The sequence below is a fragment of the Microbacterium terrisoli genome (assembly GCF_030866805.1).
Lineage (GTDB): Bacteria > Actinomycetota > Actinomycetes > Actinomycetales > Microbacteriaceae > Microbacterium > Microbacterium terrisoli.
Genome location: NZ_CP133019.1, coordinates 3,000,812 through 3,020,543, shown reverse-complemented (window position 1 = coordinate 3,020,543; position 19,732 = coordinate 3,000,812). Strand labels below are relative to the sequence as shown.

The following is a 19,732-nucleotide window of genomic DNA, read 5'->3' as shown; positions in this document are numbered from 1 at the left end:
GAGGAGACGCGGAATGTCCGCGAACGCATCCGTGCGGGCCGAAGACGGCCCGGGCACGAAGGCACCGAGAACGATGCCCGGGCCGCACCGTCGCAGCAGACGCGTACGGTGGTGGCTGCCGTACGTCCTGCTGATACCGGCCATCGTGTTCGAGTTGCTCGTGCACATCATTCCGATGGTCACGGGCATCTGGATGAGCTTCGTCAAGCTCACGCAGCAGTACCTGCAGAACTGGAGCGAAGCGCCGTTCCTGGGCCTGGGCAACTACCGGGTCCTCGTCGACGTCAACGGCGTCGTGGGGCAGGCACTGCTGCATTCCTTTCTGGTCACGTGCGGGTACACCATCCTGGTCGTCGGCATCTCGTGGATTGCGGGGATGTCTGCGGCCGTGGCGCTCCAGCGGCGCTTCCCCGGCCGCGGGCTGTTCCGCACGCTGTTCCTGATCCCGTATGCGATCCCCGTGTATGCCGGCATCATCGCCTGGAAGTTCATGTTCCAAAAAGACACCGGTGCGCTCAATCACCTGCTGTTCGATGACCTGCACCTGCCCGGCACCAAACCGTTCTGGCTGATCGGCGGAAACGCCTTCTGGGCGTTGGTGATCGTCGCGATCTGGCGGCTCTGGCCGTTCGCGTTCCTCATGCTGATGGCGGGACTCCAATCGATCCCCGAGGATCTGTACGAGGCATCCGCCGTCGACGGGGCCAAGCCGCTCCGGCAGTGGCGCTCGATCACGCTGCCCATGCTGAGACCGGTGAACGTCGTGCTGGTGCTCGTCATGTTCCTGTGGACGTTCAACGACTTCAACACGCCGTTCGTGCTGTTCGGCAAGACCGCGCAGCCGCCGGCCGGCGATCTCATCTCGTTCCACATCTACAACGCGTCGTTCCTGACATTCAACTTCGGCTACGGCTCGGCCATGTCGGTGCTGCTGCTGCTGTTCCTCCTGTTGGTAACAGTCGCCTACCTGCTGTTCGTGAACCGGAGGTCCAAGCGTGCGTGAGACAAGAGGGGCCCGGGTCTTCCGCGTCGCCACCATCGTCATCCTGAGCCTGTTCACCCTCTTTCCCCTGTGGGTGATGGTCACCTCGTCGGTCAAGCCGCTGGGCGAAGTGCTCGACAGCTTCAGCTGGTGGCCGCAGCACATCACGTTCGAGCCGTACATCCAGATGTGGCAGACGGTGCCGCTGGCGCAGTATTTCCTGAACAGCCTCATCGTGTGCACGGCCGCGACCCTCGTGAGCCTCGTGATCGCCGTCTTCGCCGCCTATGCGGTCTCGCGCTGGCGGTTCCGCGGCCGCAGCATCTTCACGACCACCGTGCTGTCGACGCAGATGTTCCCCGGCATCCTGTTCCTGCTGCCGCTGTTCCTGATCTTCATCAATGTCACCAATGCCACCGGGATCCCCCTGATCGGCACCCGGCTGGGACTGGTGATCACGTATCTGACGTTCGCGCTGCCGTTCTCGATCTGGATGCTCGCGGGGTACTTCGACGGCATCCCGCGTGACCTCGACGAAGCGGCGAAGGTGGACGGCACCGGCGCGATGGGGGCGCTGTGGTACGTGCTGCTGCCCGCCGCACGCCCTGGCCTGGTGGCCGTCGCGATCTACAGCTTCATGACCAGTTGGGGCGAGCTGCTGTTCGCGTCGGTGCTGACCAACGGGGACACGCAGACGCTCGCGATCGGACTTCAGCAGTACTCGACGCAGGTGAACGTGTATTGGAACCAGATCATGGCGGCCTCGCTCGCCGTGAGCGTTCCGATCGTGATCGTCTTCCTGCTGCTGCAGCGCAGCTTCGTCGCGGGGCTGACGGCGGGTGCGGTGAAGTGATGGATGCCGATGACCGGCGTGCTCCGTTCTGGCTGGGTGCGAACTTCTGGTCGCGGGCGGGCGGTCCGCGGATGTGGACGGACCGGTACGACCCGGCCGTCGTCCGCGGAGAACTGGCGATGCTGGCCGCGCACGGGCTGACCGTGACCCGCTCGTTCTTCTTCTGGCCCGACTTCCACCCGGCGCCGGATCGGCTCGACGAGGACTGCGTCGCGCGCTTCGCGGACTTCCTCGACGCGCACGTCGAGGTGCGGATGACGACGATTCCGACGTTCATCGTGGGGCACATGTCGGGGGAGAACTGGGATCCGGCGTGGCGTGGCGGCCGCGATCTCTACCGCGACGTCTGGTTCGTCGCCCGGCAGGCCTGGTATGTGCGCGAGCTGACCGCGCGGTTCCACGAGCACCCGGCCATCGCCGGCTGGCTGCTCAGCAACGAAGTGCCGATCTACGGAGGGGAGGCCCCGCACGAGCTCGTCACCGCCTGGGCGCAGCTGCTCGTCGATGCGATCCGGGCCGCCGGGGCCACCCAGCCGGTGTCGGTCGGCGACGGCGCCTGGGGCATCGAGACCACCGGGCACGACAACGGGTTCCGGCTGCGCGAGCTCGCGCAGCTGTCGCAGTTCGCCGGCCCCCACGTGTACCGCATGGAGACCGACCAGGTGCGGCAGAACCTGAAATCGGCGTGGGTCGCCCAGCTGTGCCGCATCGGCGATCGGCCCGTCGTGCTCGAGGAATTCGGTGTCACCGACGCGTACGTGTCGGCCACCGGCGCCGCCGACTACTACCGGCAGCAGCTGTACAACTCGTTGACGGCGGGGGCCGTCGGTTGGATCGCCTGGAACAACACCGACTTCGACGATCTCGTCGCCGAGCGCCCGTACTCGCATCATCCGTTCGAACTGCACTTCGGCATCACCGACGCGGCGGGCCGCCCCAAGCCGGCGCTGCTCGAACTGGAGCGGTTCGCGGCGGACCTGCAGGCGATGGATGTGGCAGGCTTGCGGCCGTCGTCCGCTGACACGGCGTTGATCCTGCCGTCGCACCTGGCCGAGGACTACCCGTTCACGCAGGAGGCCGAGCGCGCCCTCATCGTCGCCGTCGGTGAACAGGCGCACCTCGCCGCCCGCGAAGCGCACGTGCCGATCGCGGTCGAGCGCGAGAGCGCGGACGGGGGTGTGGCATCCGGCCATCGGCTCTATCTGCTGCCGTCGGTCAAGCAGCTGTGCGGACCGACCTGGCGACAGCTGTGCGATCTCGCCGATGCCGGAGCCGTCGTCTACGCGTCGTACTGCGCCGGTGAGGCGGCAGAGCAGCGCGGGCCGTGGTGGGCGTTCACCGAGGAGCTGTTCGGCGCGCGCGTCGACACGGCATACGGCATCGTGGAGCCCATCGAAGACGAGGTCGTCACGATCGAGCTGACCGCAGACTTCGGCTCGCTGCGCGTCGGGGACCGCTTGCAGGTGCGTGCGGCGGGAACGGACGATGCGCGCGCCCGACTGCCGGTGACCGTGACCGGCGGCGAGGTGATCGCGGTGGACGCCCATGGCAGACCCGCACTGGTCGGACGCAGCCACGGGGACGGGTATGCGCTGCTGTGCACGTATCCGCTGGAGTACCTCGCTGCGCGCGCGCCGCGGGTCAACCCCGAAGACACGTGGCGGCTGTACGACGCGTTGGCCGAGCGGGCCGGGGTGCGGCGCGGCATCGTGGTGGACGACCCCGGAGTGCTCGTCGACACCCTCGCGCACACCGACGGACGCACCTTTGCGGTGTTCACGAGCCAGCACGCACAGGAATGCACTGTGCGGCCGGTCGTGGCATCCGGTGTGCTGTGCACGCTCGACGGCGTCGCGACGCAATCCCTCACGCTGGGGCGATACGGTGCGGCGGTGTACGAGATCCGCTGACCGTCTCGCATGCACGCGGCGGGGCATGGAAGAGTGGCATCGATGGACAACCAGAACAAGCCCGCCGTGCGTGTGACCATTCACGAGATGGCCCGCCGGCTCGGGCTGTCGGTCGCATCGGTGTCGTATGCGCTCAACGGCCGGCCCGGCGTCGGCCAGGCGACCCGCGAGCGCGTGCTCGCGCTGGCGCGGGAACTGGATTGGCACCCCAGCTCGTCGGCGCGCGCGCTGTCGCGGTCGCGCACCGACACGATCGGCATGGTGCTGCGCCGGGACCCCGAGCTGCTGGGCAACGAGCCGTACTACATGCACCTGCTCAGCGGTGTGGAGTCGGTGCTGTCGGAGGCGGGTCAGTCCCTCATGCTGCGCATGGTCGGCAGGGCGCAGGACAGCGAGGTCGAGGGCCGTGACATCGACGTGTATCGCCGGTGGAGCGTCGAGCGGCGCGTGGACGGCGTGATCGTGCTGGACCGGCTCATCGAAGATCCCCGCCCCGCGCTGCTGCAGTCGCTGGGGATGCCGTTCGTCATGCACGGGCTGCGCATCGACCCCGACACCGGCCAGCGGGTCATCGAAGACCTGGTCACCGACGCCTGCCTCATCGTCGACCATCTCTCGGCCCTCGGCCACACCGAGATCGTCGCCGTCACCGGGCCGCTCGCACTCGCGCACGAGGTCGCGCGCCGCGACGCCGTCGCCGCCGAATCCGTCGAGCGCGGTATGCGCGTCATGTTCGTCGAAGGCGACTACACGCGTGCCGGCGCCGAGCGCGTCGTGGCCGAGCGACTGCCGCAGTGGCGACGGGCGACGGCGGTGATCAGCTCGAACGACGTCATGGCTCTGGGCATCCAGCGCATGCTCATAGACGCCGGCCGCGCCGACATGGCGATGGTCAGCTGGGACGATTCGATGCTGTGTGAGATCTCGGTGCCCTCGATCACGGCGCTCGCGCGGCACCCGGAGGAACAGGGCAGGCGAACCGCCCGACTGCTGCTGCGCGCGATCGAATCCGAGCCCGAGCAGCCCGAGCCGGCCATTCCCAGCACGCTGATCGTGCGCAAGACGAGCGCACCGGCCTGTCAGGAGGGATCCCATGCACGCTGACCAGAAGCTGACGATCGGCCGGGCGACCCGGGTCCTCGAAGAGCGCCTGCGCCCCGCCGTCCACTCCGATCCGCACCCGCTCACGCTCGCCGCGCATCGCGTGAACGGCGAGCCGATCCCTGTCGCGAAGGGACTGGCCGGCCCGTTCGAACCCCTGCCTGTGGGCAGCGCGTGGGGGCGGGCGTGGGACACCACCTGGTTCCAGGTCACCGGCCGGGTGCCGGCATCCTTCACGCAGAAGCGTGTCGAGGCTGTGGTCGACCTGGGTTTCGACGTCGACATGCCGGGGTTCCAGTGCGAGGGTCTCGTGTACCTCGCCGACGGCACTCCGGTGCGCTCGCTGCACCCGCGCGCGCAGTGGGTGCCGATCAGCGCACGCGCCGTCGCCGACGAGAAGATCGAGTTCTTCATCGAGGGCGCCTCCAACCCGGTGCTGCTGGACCATCACCCGTTCTTGCCGACCGAACGGGGCGATTGGGACACCGCCGGCGACGAGCTGCTCTATCGCATCCGGAGGGTCGATGTGTGCGTGTTCGAAGCGGAGGTCTTCGAGCTCGTGCACGACATCGACGTGCTGCTGCAGCTGGCCGTCGAGCTGCCGGAGGACTCCACGCGCCGCGCGCGCATTCTGCGGGCGCTGGACCGGGCGCTGGACCGCGTCGATCTGCAGCACGTGGCGGCCACCGCCTCGGCCGCCCGCGCAGAGCTCGCCCCGGCGCTTGCCGCGCCCGCCGATGCGAGCGCGCAGCTGATCAGTGCCGTCGGCCACGCGCACATCGACTCGGCGTGGCTGTGGCCGCTGCGCGAGACCGTGCGCAAGGTCGCCCGCACCACCAGCTCGATGGTGACGCTGCTGGATGAGCACCCCGAGTTCGTCTACGCGATGAGCAGCGCGCAGCAGTACGCGTGGCTGCGCGACGAGCGGCCCGAGGTGTTCGCGCGTGTGAAGCAGGCCGTCGCCGAGGGCAGGTTCGTGCCGGTGGGCGGCATGTGGGTGGAGTCGGATGCGGTGCTGCCCGGCGGCGAGTCCCTCATCCGCCAGATCGCCTACGGGCAGAGGTTCTTCGGCGAGGAGTTCGGCATCGAGTGCCGCGGCGCGTGGCTGCCCGACAGCTTCGGCTACTCCGGCGCGCTGCCGCAGATCCTCGCCGGGGCCGGCTACGAATGGTTCCTCACCCAGAAGATGTCGTGGAACCAGCAGAACACGTTTCCACACCACACGTTCTTGTGGGAGGGCATCGACGGCACGCGCATCTTCACGCATTTCCCGCCGATGGACACGTACGGCGCGGAACTCTCCGGCAAGGAGATCGCCCGCGCCGCACAGCAGTTCCGTGAGAAGGCCGAGGCGTCGTCGTCGCTCGCGCCCACCGGCTGGGGCGATGGCGGAGGCGGCACGACACGCGAGATGATCGCGCGGGCCGCACGCCTGGCTGACCTCGAGGGCAGCGCGAAGGTGCGGTGGGAGACGCCCGACGACTTCTTCGCGCGCGCGAAGGCCGAACTGCCTGACCCGCCCGTGTGGCGGGGCGAACTGTATCTCGAACTGCACCGCGCGACCTACACCACCCAGCACAAGATGAAGCAGGGCAACCGTGTCAGCGAGCAGCTGCTGCGCCAGGCCGAGCTGTGGGCGGCCACCGCCGCCGTGCGTGCGGGGGCGGAGTATCCCTTCGACGTGCTCGACGACGCGTGGCGCGAGGTGCTGCTGCTGCAGTTCCACGACATCCTTCCCGGCTCGTCGATCGCGTGGGTGCATCGTGAGGCCGCAGAGCGCTACGAACGTCTCGCGCACACGCTTCACGCAGTGATCGAGCAGGCGTTGGCGGCACTGGGCGTGCGGGCAGTGGATGCCGGGGGTGCGCCGGCCGGCCACGTGATCGTGAACCCCGCAGCCGTGACGCAGCGGGGTGTGCCCGCCGGCGCGGTCGGGGCCGGGCAGCCGCGCGCGACCGTGCGCGCGTATGCGCACGGCGATACGTTCGTGCTCGAAAGCGATGCGGTGCGCGTGGTCGTGGATGCCGCAGGGCACGTGATCAGCGCGATCGATCGGGCCGGCGGCCGCGATGCGATCCCGGCGGGCGAGGTCGGCAACCTGCTGCAGCTGCATCAGGACTTCCCCAACAAGTGGGATGCGTGGGATGTCGACACGCACTACCGCGGCATGGGCCAGGACATCGCCGGGGGCGTGGCGAGCCTGCATGGCGACGCGATCGTGGTGCGCACCGATTTCGGCGCATCCACGATCGGGCAGAGGCTGACGCTCTCGGACGATGGGCGCACGCTCGTGATCGACAACTCGATCGACTGGCACGAGACCGAGAAGTTCCTCAAGCTCGCCTTCCCCGTCGACGTGTTCGGCGACCAGGTGGTCGCCGAGACCCAGTTCGGCCACCACACACGTCCCACGCACGAGAACACGTCGTGGGATGCGGCCAAATTCGAGCAGCACACGCAGCGCTGGTTCCTGCTCGAGGAGCCCGGGTTCGGCGTCGCGTTCCTGAACGACTGCAGCTACGGGTTCGACGTCACGCGCACAGCGCACGACGGGCGCATCGTCCAGCATGCACGCTTCTCGATGCTGCGTGCACCGCGCTTCCCCGACCCGCGCACCGACCAGGGAGTGCAGCGGATGCGGTTCGGTGTGGTGGTCGGTGCGGGTGTTCCGGATGCCGTGGCCGCGGCATCCCGATTCACCGCGCCGGTGATCGAAGCGGTGGGATCGGCTGTCGAACCGCTCGTGCGCTCGTCGGACGACGCTGTCGTGGTCAGCGCGGTCAAGCTCGCCGACGATCGGTCGGGCGACCTGGTCGTGCGTGTGTACGAGACGCGGGGAGGACGGGCACGGACGGTGCTGACCCTGCCGGCGGGTTCGGTGGTGGCCGCCGACCTGCTCGAGCGTCCGGGCGACGCGGTGGCGTCGCAGCAGACCGAGGGGGGAGTTTCGGTGGCGCTCGAGCTGCGGCCGTTCCAGATCCGCACCCTGCGCGTGCGTCGGGCCTGACACGGCCCTGCGGCGCTGCGGCCGCGGGCCTGCCGCGAGCACAACGGCGGGGATGCTGGGCGACACGCCGCGCAGGGTGCCCGGATCTCGGCGCGTCCGTGAAAGTCCCCGCAGTTGCGCACGGCGGGGAACGCCCACCACAGCCAACCCGGAGGTCGCTGAGAGGCGCACTCGGCCCTCGGTGAGAGAATGGATGCGGCGTGCCCGTGTCGCATCTTCCCCACCCGGTGGGTCGAACTTCCGCCGGGCCCGAGGACGGCGTCCGCCGCACACGTCCTGTGAGGAGCAGAATGTCGCTTTCTGAAACCGCTGTCGACCGGGCCCCGTCATCCGGGCGCATCCAGCAGCATCGTCGCTACCTGATGTGCAAGCCGGCGTACTTCACGGTGAGCTACGAGATCAACCCGTGGATGCACAAGGCCGACCCGACCGACACCCCGAAGGCCGTGCGGCAGTGGCAGACGCTGTACGACACGTACCTGTCTCTGGGACATGACGTCGAGGTCATCGACCCGATCGAGGGTCTGCCCGACATGGTCTACACGGCCAACGGCGGGTTCATCATCGACGGCAAGGCTCTGGGTGTGCGCTTCAGCGTCGGCGAGCGCCGCGGCGAGGAGCAGCCGTTCATGGACTGGTTCGGCTCGCACGGCTTCGAGGTCGTCGAACCCATCGCGACCCAGGAGGGCGAGGGCGACATCCTGCTCGCCGGCGACACGATCCTGGCCGGCTACGGCTTCCGCTCCTCCATCGAGAGCCACCGCGAGATCGCCGACGTGTTCGACCGTGAGGTCGTCTCGCTGCACCTGGTGAACCCGAACTTCTACCACCTCGACACCGCGATCGCGGTGCTCGACCCGGTGGTCGGACCCGGTGGCGTCGAAGCCGCCAACATCGCCTACCTGCCGAACGCGTTCGACGACCGCGGCCGCGGCATCCTCGAAGAGCGCTTCCCCGACGCGATCCGCGTCGCCGACGAAGACGGGGCCGTGTTCGGACTGAACTCGGCCAGCGACGGCAGGAACGTGTTCATCTCGCCGCGTGCGACCGGCTACGACGCGCAGCTGCGCGAACGCGGCTACAACCCCGTGCACATCGACCTGTCGGAGCTGCTGCTCGGCGGCGGCGGCATCAAGTGCTGCACGCTCGAACTGCGAGGAGGCAGGTCATGACCACGCCCACGACACTGGACACCACGGCTGTGCGGATCATCCGCAACGAAGACGCGCACGTCGCCCACAACTACCACCCGCTGCCGGTCGTGGTCGCCGAAGGCGAGGGAGTGTGGGTCACCGACGTCGAGGGCAAGCGCTACCTCGACCTGCTGTCGGCCTACTCCGCCCTGAACTTCGGGCACCGGCATCCTGCCCTCATCGAGGCCGCGACCGCGCAGCTGGGGCGACTGACGCTCACCAGCCGCGCGTTCCACAACGACAAGCTCGGCGAATTCGCCACCGCGCTGGCCGAGCTCACGGGCAAAGACCTCGTGCTGCCCATGAACACGGGCGCCGAAGCCGTCGAGACCGGCATCAAGACCGCGCGGGCCTGGGCGTATCGGGTCAAGGGCGTGGCGAAGGATGCCGCGACCATCGTGGTGGCGAAGGGGAACTTCCACGGCCGCACGACGACGATCGTCGGATTCAGCGATGACCCGACGGCCCGCGATGACTTCGGCCCGTTCACGCCGGGATTCGTCTCGGTTCCCTTCGGCGACGCCGACGCGATCGAGGCGGCCATCACGTCCGACACCGCCGCCGTGCTCATCGAGCCGATCCAGGGTGAGGCGGGGGTCATCATCCCGCCCGCCGGTTACCTGAAGGCCGTCCGCGACATCTGCACCCGTCATGGCGTGCTGTTCATCGCCGACGAGATCCAGGCAGGCCTGGGCCGGGTCGGCACGACGTTCGCGTGCGACCGCGAAGAGGTCGTCCCCGACATGTACCTGCTCGGCAAGGCCCTGGGCGGCGGCATCGTCGCGGTCTCGGCGGTGGCGGCGAACGCCGATGTGCTCGGCGTGATCCACCCGGGCGAGCACGGGTCGACGTTCGGCGGCAACCCGGTGGCTGCGGCCGTGGGCATCAAGGTCGTGGAGCTGCTGAAGACCGGTGAGTTCCAGAAGCGCGCGGCGCTGCTGGGCGAGCACCTGGCGCAGAAGCTGAACGAGCTGATAGGCCACGGCGTGACCGAGGTGCGCGCAGCGGGCCTGTGGGCCGGCGTCGACATCGAGCCGTCGATCGGAACGGGCCGCGAGGTCGCCGAGCGGCTGCTGGCGCGCGGTGTGCTGGTCAAGGACACGCACGGACAGACGATCCGCATCGCACCGCCGCTGACGATCCGCGCCACGGAGCTGGACTGGGCCGTCGAGCAGCTGAAGGTCGTGCTCGAAGCCTGAGCTGCGCCGGCCGCCCTGCAGGGCAGGCCGCCGCGCGGCTCTTTCGCCAAACCGGGGATTCTCGGTGAGACCGGGGACGGTGGCCCTTATCTCACCGAGAATCCCCGGTCTGACGGACGATCCCTTGTCTCGCGGGGGGCCTCACGCCACGTGCACGCTGATCTCGTGCCACCCCGACGCGCCGTCGGGCACCGGCGAGGCCTTGCGCGAGGTCTGCAGCTGACCGTGACGGTTGGTCGCTCGGCACCGGATGGTGTGATCGCCGGGTTCGGCGTGCCACGGCAGGCGCCACTGCACCCACGTGTCGTCCGAGATCGCGGGAGCCAGCTGCACCTGCTGCCAGGCCGCGTCATCCACCTGCACCTCGACCTGGGCGATGCCGGTGTGCTGCTGCCAGGCGACGCCGGCGATCACGGTGTTGCCTGCGGGTACGTCCCCGGTCGCGCGGGGAACGTCGATGCGTGATTCGAGTTTGATCGGCCCACGCGGAGCCCACCCCTCGTGCGTCCAGTACGCGGAGGCGCGGTCGAACCGGGTGACCTCGAGGTCGGTGACCCACTTGGTCGCCGAGACGTAGCCGTACAGGCCGGGCACGACCATGCGCACCGGAAAGCCGTGTTCGGGCGGCAGGGGAGCGCCGTTCATCCCGACCGCGAGGATGGCCGCACGGTCGTCGGTGAGCACCGGCAGAGGAGTGGATGCCGTGAACCCGTCGATCGAGGTCGACAGCACCATGTCGGCGTCGGCGTGGGGGCTCGCCTGCGCGAGCAGATTGCGGATCGGGTAGCCCAGCCACTTCGCGTTGCCGATGAGGTCGCCGCCCACCTCGTTCGAGACGCAGGTGAGCGTCGTCCAGCTGGCTTCGAGCGGGAGTGCGAGCAGTTCGTTCCACGTGAGCGTCACTTCGTGGTCCACCATGCCGTGGATGCGCAGCGACCACTGCGCCGGGTCGACCTGGGGCACCAGCAGCGCCGTGTCGATGCGGTAGAAGTCCGCAGCGGGGGTGACCAGCGGGGCGAGCCCGGGGACGCGCAGATCGGCGCCCGCCGGAATCGGTGCGGCGGTGCGCACGGGCGTCGGCAGGCGCAGCGCCCGCCGCGCCGATTCAGCCGCGCGCGCACCCGTCTGCAGCAGTGCACCTCCGACCGAGGCGGCGACCCCCACCAGTGCGACGGCACCGGTCACGGCGAAGAAGCGGCGACGATCCATCGGCGGCCCCGACTCAGGGGTGGACGAGCGGTGCGGAACATCGGCGGCCTGCACCAGGGGCCCGATCGTGAACGCGGCCACCGCGCCCGCCACCGCCGACGGCAGCCACGCCATGGCCGAGACGTTCGTCCGGGTCGCGGCGGCGACGATGCCGGCGACTCCGAGCAGTCCGCACAGCAGGGCGCCCGCGCGCCGCACGCGTGATTCGAGGATGCCGAGTCCGGCGGCGACCGCGACCAGCACGATGGCGATCCCGATCAGCAGGGCGACCTTGTCAGCCGTGCCGAACAGGCCGATCGCCGTCTGCTTCGCCCAGCCGGGCGCCAGATCGATCAGCGCGGCGCCGATCGATGCCAGCGGGCTCGACGAGGGCGCGAGCCACGCGGCGATGAGTTCGCCCACGCCGGCGCCGAGCACCACGGCGGCGATGCCCGCCAGCGCGGCGCGCAGCCTCGATCCGTCCACGACACCGAGCCTACGTCCGCGCAGACCGTCGCGCCTGTGCCGAGGTCACGGCCGGTATCGACTGCGTGATCACGGCGTCCACCACCATCGACCCGTCGGTCGGGCCGATCACCGCGATCGGCGTCGTCTCCGTCGCCAGCTCGGGAGCGATCGGCATCGCCGCCAGCCGGCGGTGCACGCGGATGTACGCGGGGATCAGCAGCGCCGCGGCCCCGAGCCAGGCCAGCGGGTTGCTGAGCACGACGCCGGGGTAGCCGACCATCGCCCCCAGCAGGACTGCGGCGGCCACCCGCATGACCAACTCGATCACGCCGGTCATGGTCGGCACCAGCGTGTGGCCCAGACCCTGCAGAGCCCCACGCAGCACGAACAGCACGCCCAGTGCGCTGTAGCTGACACCGTTGATGATGAGCATGAGGTGCGCGAGGTGCACGACCTGGTCCGAACCGTCGCCGATGAACACGCGCACCATCTGCGTGCCGAACGAGACCAGCAGCACGCCGAGGGCGAGCGAGGCGAACACCGACATCCACACGGCCTGCACGACCCCGCGGCGGATGCGGTCGGGGCGTCGTCCGCCGAGGTTCTGGGCGGCGTACATCGAGACGGCAAGACCCAGCGACTGCAGCAGGGCCACGGCCAGGGAATCCACGCGCGAGGCGGTCGTGTAGGCGGCCACGGCATCCGCACCCAGCACGTTCAGTGCGACCTGCACTGTGAGCGTGCCGATGGCGATGATCGATGCCTGAAAGCCCATCGGCAGCCCCAGACGCAGATGCTCGGCGAGATCCGTGCGCGAGACGCGCCAGTCGGCGCGTCGCACGTGCAGCACCGGCATGCGGCGGCGCACGAACTGCAGGCACAGCAGCACCGACACCGCCTGCGAGACGACGGTGGCCAGAGCGGCCCCGGCGACCCCCCAGCCGATCACGCCGACGAACCCGACCACGAGCACGACGTTCAGCCCGCACGCGAGCGTGAGGAACACCAGCGGCGTGCGCGAGTCGCCGATCGCGCGGATGATGGCGGCAAGGTAGTTGAAGAACATCGTCGCGCCCGCGCCGAGGAAGCTCACTTGCGTGAAGATCGTCGCGTCGTCCAGAAGCTCTGCGGGCGTCTGCAGCAGCATCAGCACCGGGCGTGCGATCAGCGGGGCGCCGACGGTGAGCAGCAGGGTGGTCGCCCCGGTGAGGATGACGCCGGATGCCACGGACCGGCGCACGCCGGCCTCGTCGCGGGCGCCGAACGCCTGGGCCGTCGGGATCGCGAATCCGCTGGTCAGTCCCCACGCGAATCCCAGCAGCAGGAACAGCAGACTGCCGGTCGCGCCCACCGCCGCCAGGGCATCCACGCCCAGGTGGCGACCGACGACGATCGTGTCGGCGAACTGGTACAGCTGCTGCACCACGTTGCCGATCAGCAGCGGGACCGCGAAGGCGAGGATGACGCGCCACGGACGGCCCGTGGTGAGGGTGGTGGCCATGAGGCCTCTCGGCGGGAGAAGACGGATGAAGGGGGAACGCGGCAGGCGACCGATGCACGGTCGCCTGCGGTCACCAGTCTATCGAATCGATTCGGGCGATGTCAGCTCTGGCGGCGTCTCGTCGACGTCCCACCCGAACACGACGCAAATTGTACGACCGCAAGAAATGTGCGGCGCCGTCACGGGGCTGGAGTGAACCGCCGCGGTGCGTGCGTGCGCTGCACAAGGTCGCGCAGTGCCTCCAGTGAGCCGGAGACGAGTCCGACCGCGCGGGCCTGCACGAGCAGATTTCCCAGCGCCGTCGCTTCGACGGGGCCGGCCAGCACCGGCAGACCGGCTCGATCGGCTGTGCGCTGACACAGCAGGTCGTTGAGCGCCCCGCCTCCGACGATGTGAATCGTGCGCACGTTGACGTGCGAGATGCGGGATGCCGCGGCCACCGTGTCCGTGAACGCCTGCGCGAGCGACTCGATGATCGCGCGGGCGTATTCCGCCTGGGTGCGCGGCGCGACGACGTCGTGCTCGTCACACCAGGCCTTGATGCGAGCCGGCATGTCGCCCGTCGGCAGGAAGCGCGGATCCTGGATGTCGAACACGGGCACGGCGGCAGGATCGACCGCGGCGGCCTGCGTCAGCAGCGACGACAGTTCGATCCCTCTGCCGGCGCGTTCCCAGCCGCGCATGGCCTCGGTCAGTACCCACAGGCCCATGACGTTGTGCAGCAGCCGTACCCTGCCATCGACGCCGCCCTCGTTCGTGAAGTTCGCCGCGAGCGCTTCGGGCGTCAGCACGGGAGAGTCCACCTCAACGCCTACGAGTCCCCAGGTGCCGCACGAGATATACGCGGCGTGCCCGGCCTCCATGGGCACTGCCACCACCGCCGATGCGGTGTCGTGCGTGCCCACGGCCGTCACCGGCAGGCGCTCTGGCGCGCTCAGCGATGCGGCGACGTCGGGCCGCAGCATCCCGACTCTCTCGCCGGGTGAGACGAGCTCGGGTAGGAGTCCACGCGCAAATCCGAGCGTGCGGATGAGTTCGTCATCCCATGTGCCATCGCGCAGGAGGCCTGTCGTGGAGGCGTTCGTGCGTTCGGCGACGGCGCGGCCGGTGAACCAGTACGCGACCAGGTCGGGGATCAGGAGAGCGGTGTCGGCGAAGCCGAGCACGTCCGGATCTTCTGCGGCGAGCTGGTAGAGCGTGGTGAACGGCAGGAATTGCAGTCCGTTCCGGGCGAACAGAGTCGAGTGTGGCATCTTCTCGTGCACCTTCGCGACGCCCCGTTCGGACCGTTCGTCGCGGTAGTGGAACGGGTTGCCGAGCAGCCTGCCGCCGCGCAGCAGCGCATAGTCGACGGCCCACGAATCCACGCCGATCGAGGCGACGTCGGGGTGGGCGTGCAGCGCCGCGCGCAGGCCGCCCAGTGCGGCGTCGTACAGCGCGAGGATGTCGGTGTGCAGGCCGTCGCCGGCGCGCACTGGGGAGTTTGCGAAGCGCGTGACCGTTGTCGTATCCAGCACATCTGGGCCGACCCGGCCGACGATGACGCGACCGCTCGTGGCACCCAGGTCGATCGCCGCGACGGCCCCAGCGCTCATCGCAGGAAGGCGGCGGCGACGCCTGAGTCGACGGGGATGTGCAGACCGGTGGTGCGGCTGAGCTCGGGTCCGGTCAGTACATAGACCGCGTCCGCGACGTTCTCGGGGACGACTTCGCGCTTGAGGATCGTGCGGTTCGCATAGAACTGTCCGAGGTCCTCTTCTTTCACGCCGTAGGTCGCGGCGCGCTGCGCCCCCCACCCGCCGGCGAAGATGCCCGAGCCGCGTACGACACCGTCGGGGTTGATTCCGTTCACGCGCACGCCGTGCTCACCGAGCTCGACGGCCAGCAGTCGCACCTGGTGCGCCTGGTCGGCCTTGGTCGCCGAGTACGCGATGTTGTTGGGGCCGGCGAACACGCTGTTCTTCGACGAGATGTAGATCACGTCGCCGCCCATCCCCTGCGCGATCAGGGCCTTCGCGGCCGCGCGCGAGACGAGGAAGGAGCCCTTCGCCATGACGTCGTGCTGCAGGTCCCAGTCCTTCTCGGTGGTCTCCAGCAGCGGCCTCGACAGCGAGAGGCCGGCGTTGTTGACGACCAGGTCGACGCCGCCGAACGCCAGCACGGTCGCATCGATCGCGGCCTGCACGCCGTCGGCGTCGGAGACGTTCGCGGCCACCCCGATCGCGACGTCCGTGCTGCCGAGCTCGGCTGCCACGGCCTGCGCCTTGGCGAGATCGAGGTCGGCGACCACGACGCAGGCGCCCTCGCGGGCGAGCCGGGTAGCGATCGCCTTGCCGATGCCGGACGCTGCTCCCGTGACGAACGCGATGCGTCCCTGATGTGTCTTGGGCTTCGGCATCCGCTGGAGCTTCGCCTCTTCGAGCGCCCAGTACTCGATGCGGAACTTCTCAGACTCCGCGATCGGCTGATAGGTCGACAGGGCTTCCGCGCCGTGCATCACGTTGATCGCGTTCACATAGAACTCGCCCGCCACGCGCGCGGTCTGCTTGTTCGCGCCGTAGCTGAACATGCCCACACCGGGCACCAGCACGATCAGCGGGTCGGCGCCGCGCATCGCGGGGGAGTCGGCGTCGGCGTGGCGCTGGTAGTACGCGGCGTAATCGGCGCGGTAGGCCTCGTGCAGTTCCTTCAGACGGCTGAGGGATGCCTCGATCGAGGCATCAGCGGAGAGGTCCAACAGCAACGGCTTGACCTTTGTGCGCAGGAAGTGATCCGGGCAGCTCGTGCCGAGCTCGGCAAGGGCCGGCGCCTTGGAGGAGGCGAGGAAGTCGAGGACCACCTCGGCGTCGGTGAAGTGTCCGACCATCGGCTTGTCAGTGGAGACGAGCCCGCGGATCGTGGGGGCCAGGGCAGCGGCCTTCGCGCGGCGCTCGGCCTCGGGCAGGGCCTCGAAGCCTTCTCGTATGGCACCGAACGGAGCGTCGGCCCCGTGCTCGTCGATATAGGCCTGCGCTGTGGTGATGATCCACAGACTGTTGGCCTCGGCCTCGTCGGACGTGTCGCCCCATGCGGTGATACCGTGCCCCCCGAGGATGCAGCCCACTGCCTGGGGGCTGGCCTTCTTGATCGCAGCGATGTCCAGGCCGAGCTGGAAGCCGGGGCGGCGCCAGGGCACCCACACGACCCGCTGGTTACCGGCACTGTCGCCGAAGATCTTCGCCGTCAGCTGCTCGCCGTCGGCGGCCGTCGCGATCGCGATACCGGCGTCGGGGTGCAGATGGTCGACGTGCGCGGCATCCACCAGAGCATGCATGGCGGTGTCGATCGAGGGGGCGGCTCCGCCTTTGCCGTGCAGGCAGTAGTCGAATGCGGCGACCATCTCGTCTTCGCGGTCGACGCCGGGATACACGTTCTGCAGTGCCTGCACCCGGTCCAGACGCAACACCGCGAGTCCCTCGGGCTTCAGCGTGCCCAGGTCACCGCCCGAGCCCTTCACCCACAGCAGCTCGACGTCCTCACCCGTGACCGGATCGATCTCGGTGCCCTTGGCCGATGTGTTGCCGCCGGCATAGTTCGTGTTCACCGGATTGGAGCCCAGTCGGTTGCTGCGGGCAATGAGCTCGGCGACGCTCGGATTGGTCATGCTGTTCTCCATCGCTTCACGCACCCCATCCTGCCTGTACTCCGCCGATGCGGTCGGCTTCGATTCTCTCCTGGTAACCGCACGCCGCGTATGCCGCCATCGGGTCTGCGGCCAGGCCCCGACTCGCACGCCATTCGGCAAGCGCCGGACGCACGTCGGTCTGGAATGCGTCCATATAGATCGCGTTCGCGGCCAGCACGTCGTTCTCGGCCTGTGCCCGTGCGAGTGCCTCGCGGTCGAGCAACAGCGCCCTCGCAGTCATCTCCTGAACGTTGAGCACGCTGCGGATCTGGCCGGGGATCTTCTTCTCGATGTTGTGGCACTGGTCGAGCATGAACGCCACGCCGGGGCTGTTCAGCCCGCCGCCGCGCACGACCTCGGTCAGGATGCGGAACAGCTGGAATGGGTCGGCTGCGCCGACGATCAGGTCGTCGTCGGCATAGAAGCGCGAGTTGAAGTCGAACGAGCCGAGCTTGCCCAGACGCAGCAGCTGCATCACGATGAACTCGATGTTGGTACCGGGCGCGTGGTGGCCGGTGTCCAGGCACACCATAGCCTTGTCGCCGAGCGCCGACACCTGCACGTAACTGGTTCCCCAGTCCGGTACATCGGTGTGATAGAACGCTGGCTCGAAGAACTTGTACTCCAACACCAGACGCTGGTCCTCGCCCAGGCGGGCATAGATGGTCTGCAGCGAGTCGTGCAGACGGTCTTGCCGGGCGCGCATGTCGCCCTGGCCGGGATAGTTCGTGCCGTCCGCGAGCCAGATCTTCAGGTCGCGTGATCCGGTCTGATCCATCACGTCGATGCACGCGAGGTGGTGATCGATGGCCTTGCGGCGGATGCGCTCGTCGTTGTGCGTGAGCGAACCGAACTTGTAGTCGTCATCTTGGAACGCGTTGGAGTTGACCGTGCCCAGTTGCACGCCCATGTCTTCGGCGTGACGGCGCAGTGCGCCGAAGTCATCGACCATGTCCCACGGGATGTGCAACGCGACCGACGGCGCAAGGCCTGTGTGCTTGTGCACCTGTGCGGCATCCGAGATCTTCTCGAACGGGTCGCGGGGAGTGCCGGGCGTGGTGAACACCTTGAACCTGGTGCCCGAGTTGCCGAACGCCCAGCTGGGCAGCTCGATCGCCTGCTGCTCGAGCGTTGCAAGGATCTCGGAGGACAAGGTGGTCATGATGCGTCGCTTTCTTCGTTGGGGGATGCCGCGGCCTGCTGATCGGCGAGGTGGAAGATCTCGGTGAGGGGTGTGGCCGCCTGGTCGGGACGTCCGTCGAGGCCGACGAAGTAGGGCGCCATCTCGGCCTCCCACGTCGTCGCGACCGGCGATGCGGCCAGATACGCCTGCGCGGCCTGATCGTCGTCTGTTTCGTAATAGCCGATGAGCCGTCCGCCGTCGGCGAGGAACAGCGAATAGTTCCGTCGACCTGCAGCCGCGATCTCGTCGAGCATCTCGCGCCGCACCGGCGTGTGTCTCGCGATGTATTCGTCGAGCAGTTCGGGCTTGACATGCAGCTCGAAGCAGACGCGAGTCATAGGGGTTGCCTTTCGACGTCGGTGGCCGGCACGGAGCCGACCACCCGACGAGGTCGATCAGAAGTTGAACTTGTCGATGTTGCTGGCGTCGAAGACGAACGGGTCGCCCAGCAGGACGGTGCTGTCGGCTCCGACGGTGAACTCGCCCAGATCGCCGGCCTTGAAGGTGTCGCCCTGCTTGCCGGTGATGGTGCCATCGATCAGTGCCTTCGCCGTGAAGGCGGCCAGGTAGCCCAGGTCCCCCGGGTTCCACAGGGCGAACGAGGTCACCGTGCCGTCCTTGACGAACGAGCGCATCTGATTCGGCGTGCCCAGACCCGTCAGCGCCACCTTGCCCTTGTACTGGGAGGTGGACAGGTAGCGTGCAGCCGCCGCGATCCCCACCGTGGTCGGAGAGACGATGCCCTTCAGGTTCGGGTACGTCTGCAGCAGTGCAGCCGTCTTGTCGAAGGATGTCTGATCGTCGTCATTGCCGTAGACGACGCCGACGAGCTTCACGTTGGGGTGGTTGGCGCTCAGATCCTTCTTCATCAGCTCGATCCACGCGTTCTGGTTGGTCGCGTTGGCCGAGGCCGAGAGGATAGCGATGTCGCCGGAGTCCCCGATCTCTTTCGTGATCAGATCAACTTGAGCCTTTGCGATGCCTTCGGCCGAGGCCTGGCTGACGAATACGTCGCGGCACGAGGCATCCGTGTCGGAGTCGAACGTCACGATCTTCACGCCCGCTTGCTTCGCCTGGTTCAGCGAGCTGCACAGCGCCTTCGGGTCGTTCGCGGAGAGCACGATCGCGCCCACACCCTGCTGGGTGAGGGTGTTGATGTAGCTGACCTGTGCATCAGCAGTCGCTGTGGTGGGACCTACCTGGCTGTAAGTGCCGTTGAACGACTCGATCGCCTTCTGGCCGCCCTTGTCAGACGTGTCGAAGTACGGGTTGCCCAGGTTCTTGGGCAGGAAGGTGATCTTGTAGTTCTTCGCGGCGCCGTTGTCGCCTCCCGTCGTCGAACCCGGGGTGCCTGCGCCGGCGCAGGCGGTCAGGGCCATGGCGAGGGCGACGGCCCCGACTCCGGCGGCGAGCAGGCGGCGCATCCGGCCGCTCGTTGCTGCGGTGATCATGTGAGTTCCTTTCATCGGTGGTACAGGGGTGT

General features: G+C 68.5%; 14 protein-coding genes. 7 read left to right on the top strand and 7 right to left on the bottom strand.

Annotation, left to right across the window (positions count from 1 at the left end):
- The first annotated feature begins 13 nt into the window (after positions 1 to 13).
- The 7 genes from QU603_RS13660 to rocD all read left to right on the top strand — a co-directional run bounded on the left by QU603_RS13660 (position 14) and on the right by rocD (position 10,245).
- Positions 14 to 1,003 (top strand): carbohydrate ABC transporter permease, encoded by a 990-nt coding sequence (locus QU603_RS13660; protein ID WP_308491920.1) that lies wholly within the window; start codon positions 14 to 16, stop codon positions 1,001 to 1,003.
- Positions 996 to 1,835: a carbohydrate ABC transporter permease gene (locus tag QU603_RS13655; protein ID WP_308491919.1), complete on the top strand. Its 840-nt coding sequence runs from the start codon at positions 996 to 998 to the stop codon at positions 1,833 to 1,835. The genes QU603_RS13660 and QU603_RS13655 overlap by 8 nt, the downstream gene beginning before the upstream one ends.
- Positions 1,835 to 3,745, top strand: a complete 1,911-nt coding sequence (locus QU603_RS13650; protein ID WP_308491918.1) for a glycoside hydrolase 5 family protein — start codon at positions 1,835 to 1,837, stop codon at positions 3,743 to 3,745. The genes QU603_RS13655 and QU603_RS13650 overlap by 1 nt, the downstream gene beginning before the upstream one ends.
- Positions 3,746 to 3,787: 42 nt before the next feature.
- Positions 3,788 to 4,849, top strand: coding sequence for a LacI family DNA-binding transcriptional regulator (locus tag QU603_RS13645; RefSeq protein WP_308491917.1), 1,062 nt, complete (start codon positions 3,788 to 3,790; stop codon positions 4,847 to 4,849).
- Complete coding sequence (locus QU603_RS13640) at positions 4,839 to 7,853, top strand: alpha-mannosidase (protein WP_308491916.1); 3,015 nt, start codon at positions 4,839 to 4,841, stop codon at positions 7,851 to 7,853. Before QU603_RS13645 ends, QU603_RS13640 begins: the two co-directional genes overlap by 11 nt.
- A 290-nt stretch (positions 7,854 to 8,143) precedes the next feature.
- The gene (ddaH, locus tag QU603_RS13635; protein WP_308491915.1) at positions 8,144 to 9,025 is read left to right on the top strand and encodes a dimethylargininase; all 882 of its coding nucleotides are present in this window, start codon (positions 8,144 to 8,146) and stop codon (positions 9,023 to 9,025) included.
- Positions 9,022 to 10,245, top strand: a complete 1,224-nt coding sequence (rocD, locus tag QU603_RS13630; RefSeq protein WP_308491914.1) for an ornithine--oxo-acid transaminase — start codon at positions 9,022 to 9,024, stop codon at positions 10,243 to 10,245. The genes ddaH and rocD overlap by 4 nt, the downstream gene beginning before the upstream one ends.
- 141 nt (positions 10,246 to 10,386) lie before the next feature.
- On the opposite strand, the gene QU603_RS13625 is transcribed toward rocD, so the two are convergent.
- The 7 genes from QU603_RS13625 to rhaS all read right to left on the bottom strand — a co-directional run bounded on the left by QU603_RS13625 (position 10,387) and on the right by rhaS (position 19,700).
- On the bottom strand, positions 10,387 to 11,919 hold the full coding sequence (locus tag QU603_RS13625; RefSeq protein ID WP_308491913.1) for a molybdopterin-dependent oxidoreductase: 1,533 nt from the start codon (positions 11,917 to 11,919) through the stop codon (positions 10,387 to 10,389).
- A 10-nt stretch (positions 11,920 to 11,929) separates the two neighbouring features.
- Complete coding sequence (locus tag QU603_RS13620) at positions 11,930 to 13,402, bottom strand: MATE family efflux transporter (RefSeq protein ID WP_308491912.1); 1,473 nt, start codon at positions 13,400 to 13,402, stop codon at positions 11,930 to 11,932.
- A gap of 179 nt (positions 13,403 to 13,581) precedes the next feature.
- Complete coding sequence (locus tag QU603_RS13615) at positions 13,582 to 14,997, bottom strand: rhamnulokinase (RefSeq protein WP_308491911.1); 1,416 nt, start codon at positions 14,995 to 14,997, stop codon at positions 13,582 to 13,584.
- The gene (locus tag QU603_RS13610) at positions 14,994 to 17,045 is read right to left on the bottom strand and encodes a bifunctional aldolase/short-chain dehydrogenase (RefSeq protein ID WP_308491910.1); all 2,052 of its coding nucleotides are present in this window, start codon (positions 17,043 to 17,045) and stop codon (positions 14,994 to 14,996) included. Before QU603_RS13610 ends, QU603_RS13615 begins: the two co-directional genes overlap by 4 nt.
- A 16-nt stretch (positions 17,046 to 17,061) precedes the next feature.
- The gene (rhaI, locus tag QU603_RS13605; RefSeq protein WP_308491909.1) at positions 17,062 to 18,228 is read right to left on the bottom strand and encodes an L-rhamnose isomerase; all 1,167 of its coding nucleotides are present in this window, start codon (positions 18,226 to 18,228) and stop codon (positions 17,062 to 17,064) included.
- On the bottom strand, positions 18,225 to 18,587 hold the full coding sequence (locus QU603_RS13600) for an L-rhamnose mutarotase (RefSeq protein ID WP_308491908.1): 363 nt from the start codon (positions 18,585 to 18,587) through the stop codon (positions 18,225 to 18,227). Before QU603_RS13600 ends, rhaI begins: the two co-directional genes overlap by 4 nt.
- Positions 18,588 to 18,644: 57 nt before the next feature.
- Positions 18,645 to 19,700 carry a rhamnose ABC transporter substrate-binding protein gene (gene rhaS / locus QU603_RS13595; protein ID WP_308491907.1) on the bottom strand — a complete coding sequence of 352 codons (1,056 nt, stop codon included), beginning with the start codon at positions 19,698 to 19,700 and terminating at the stop codon, positions 18,645 to 18,647.
- Positions 19,701 to 19,732 lie beyond the last annotated feature (32 nt).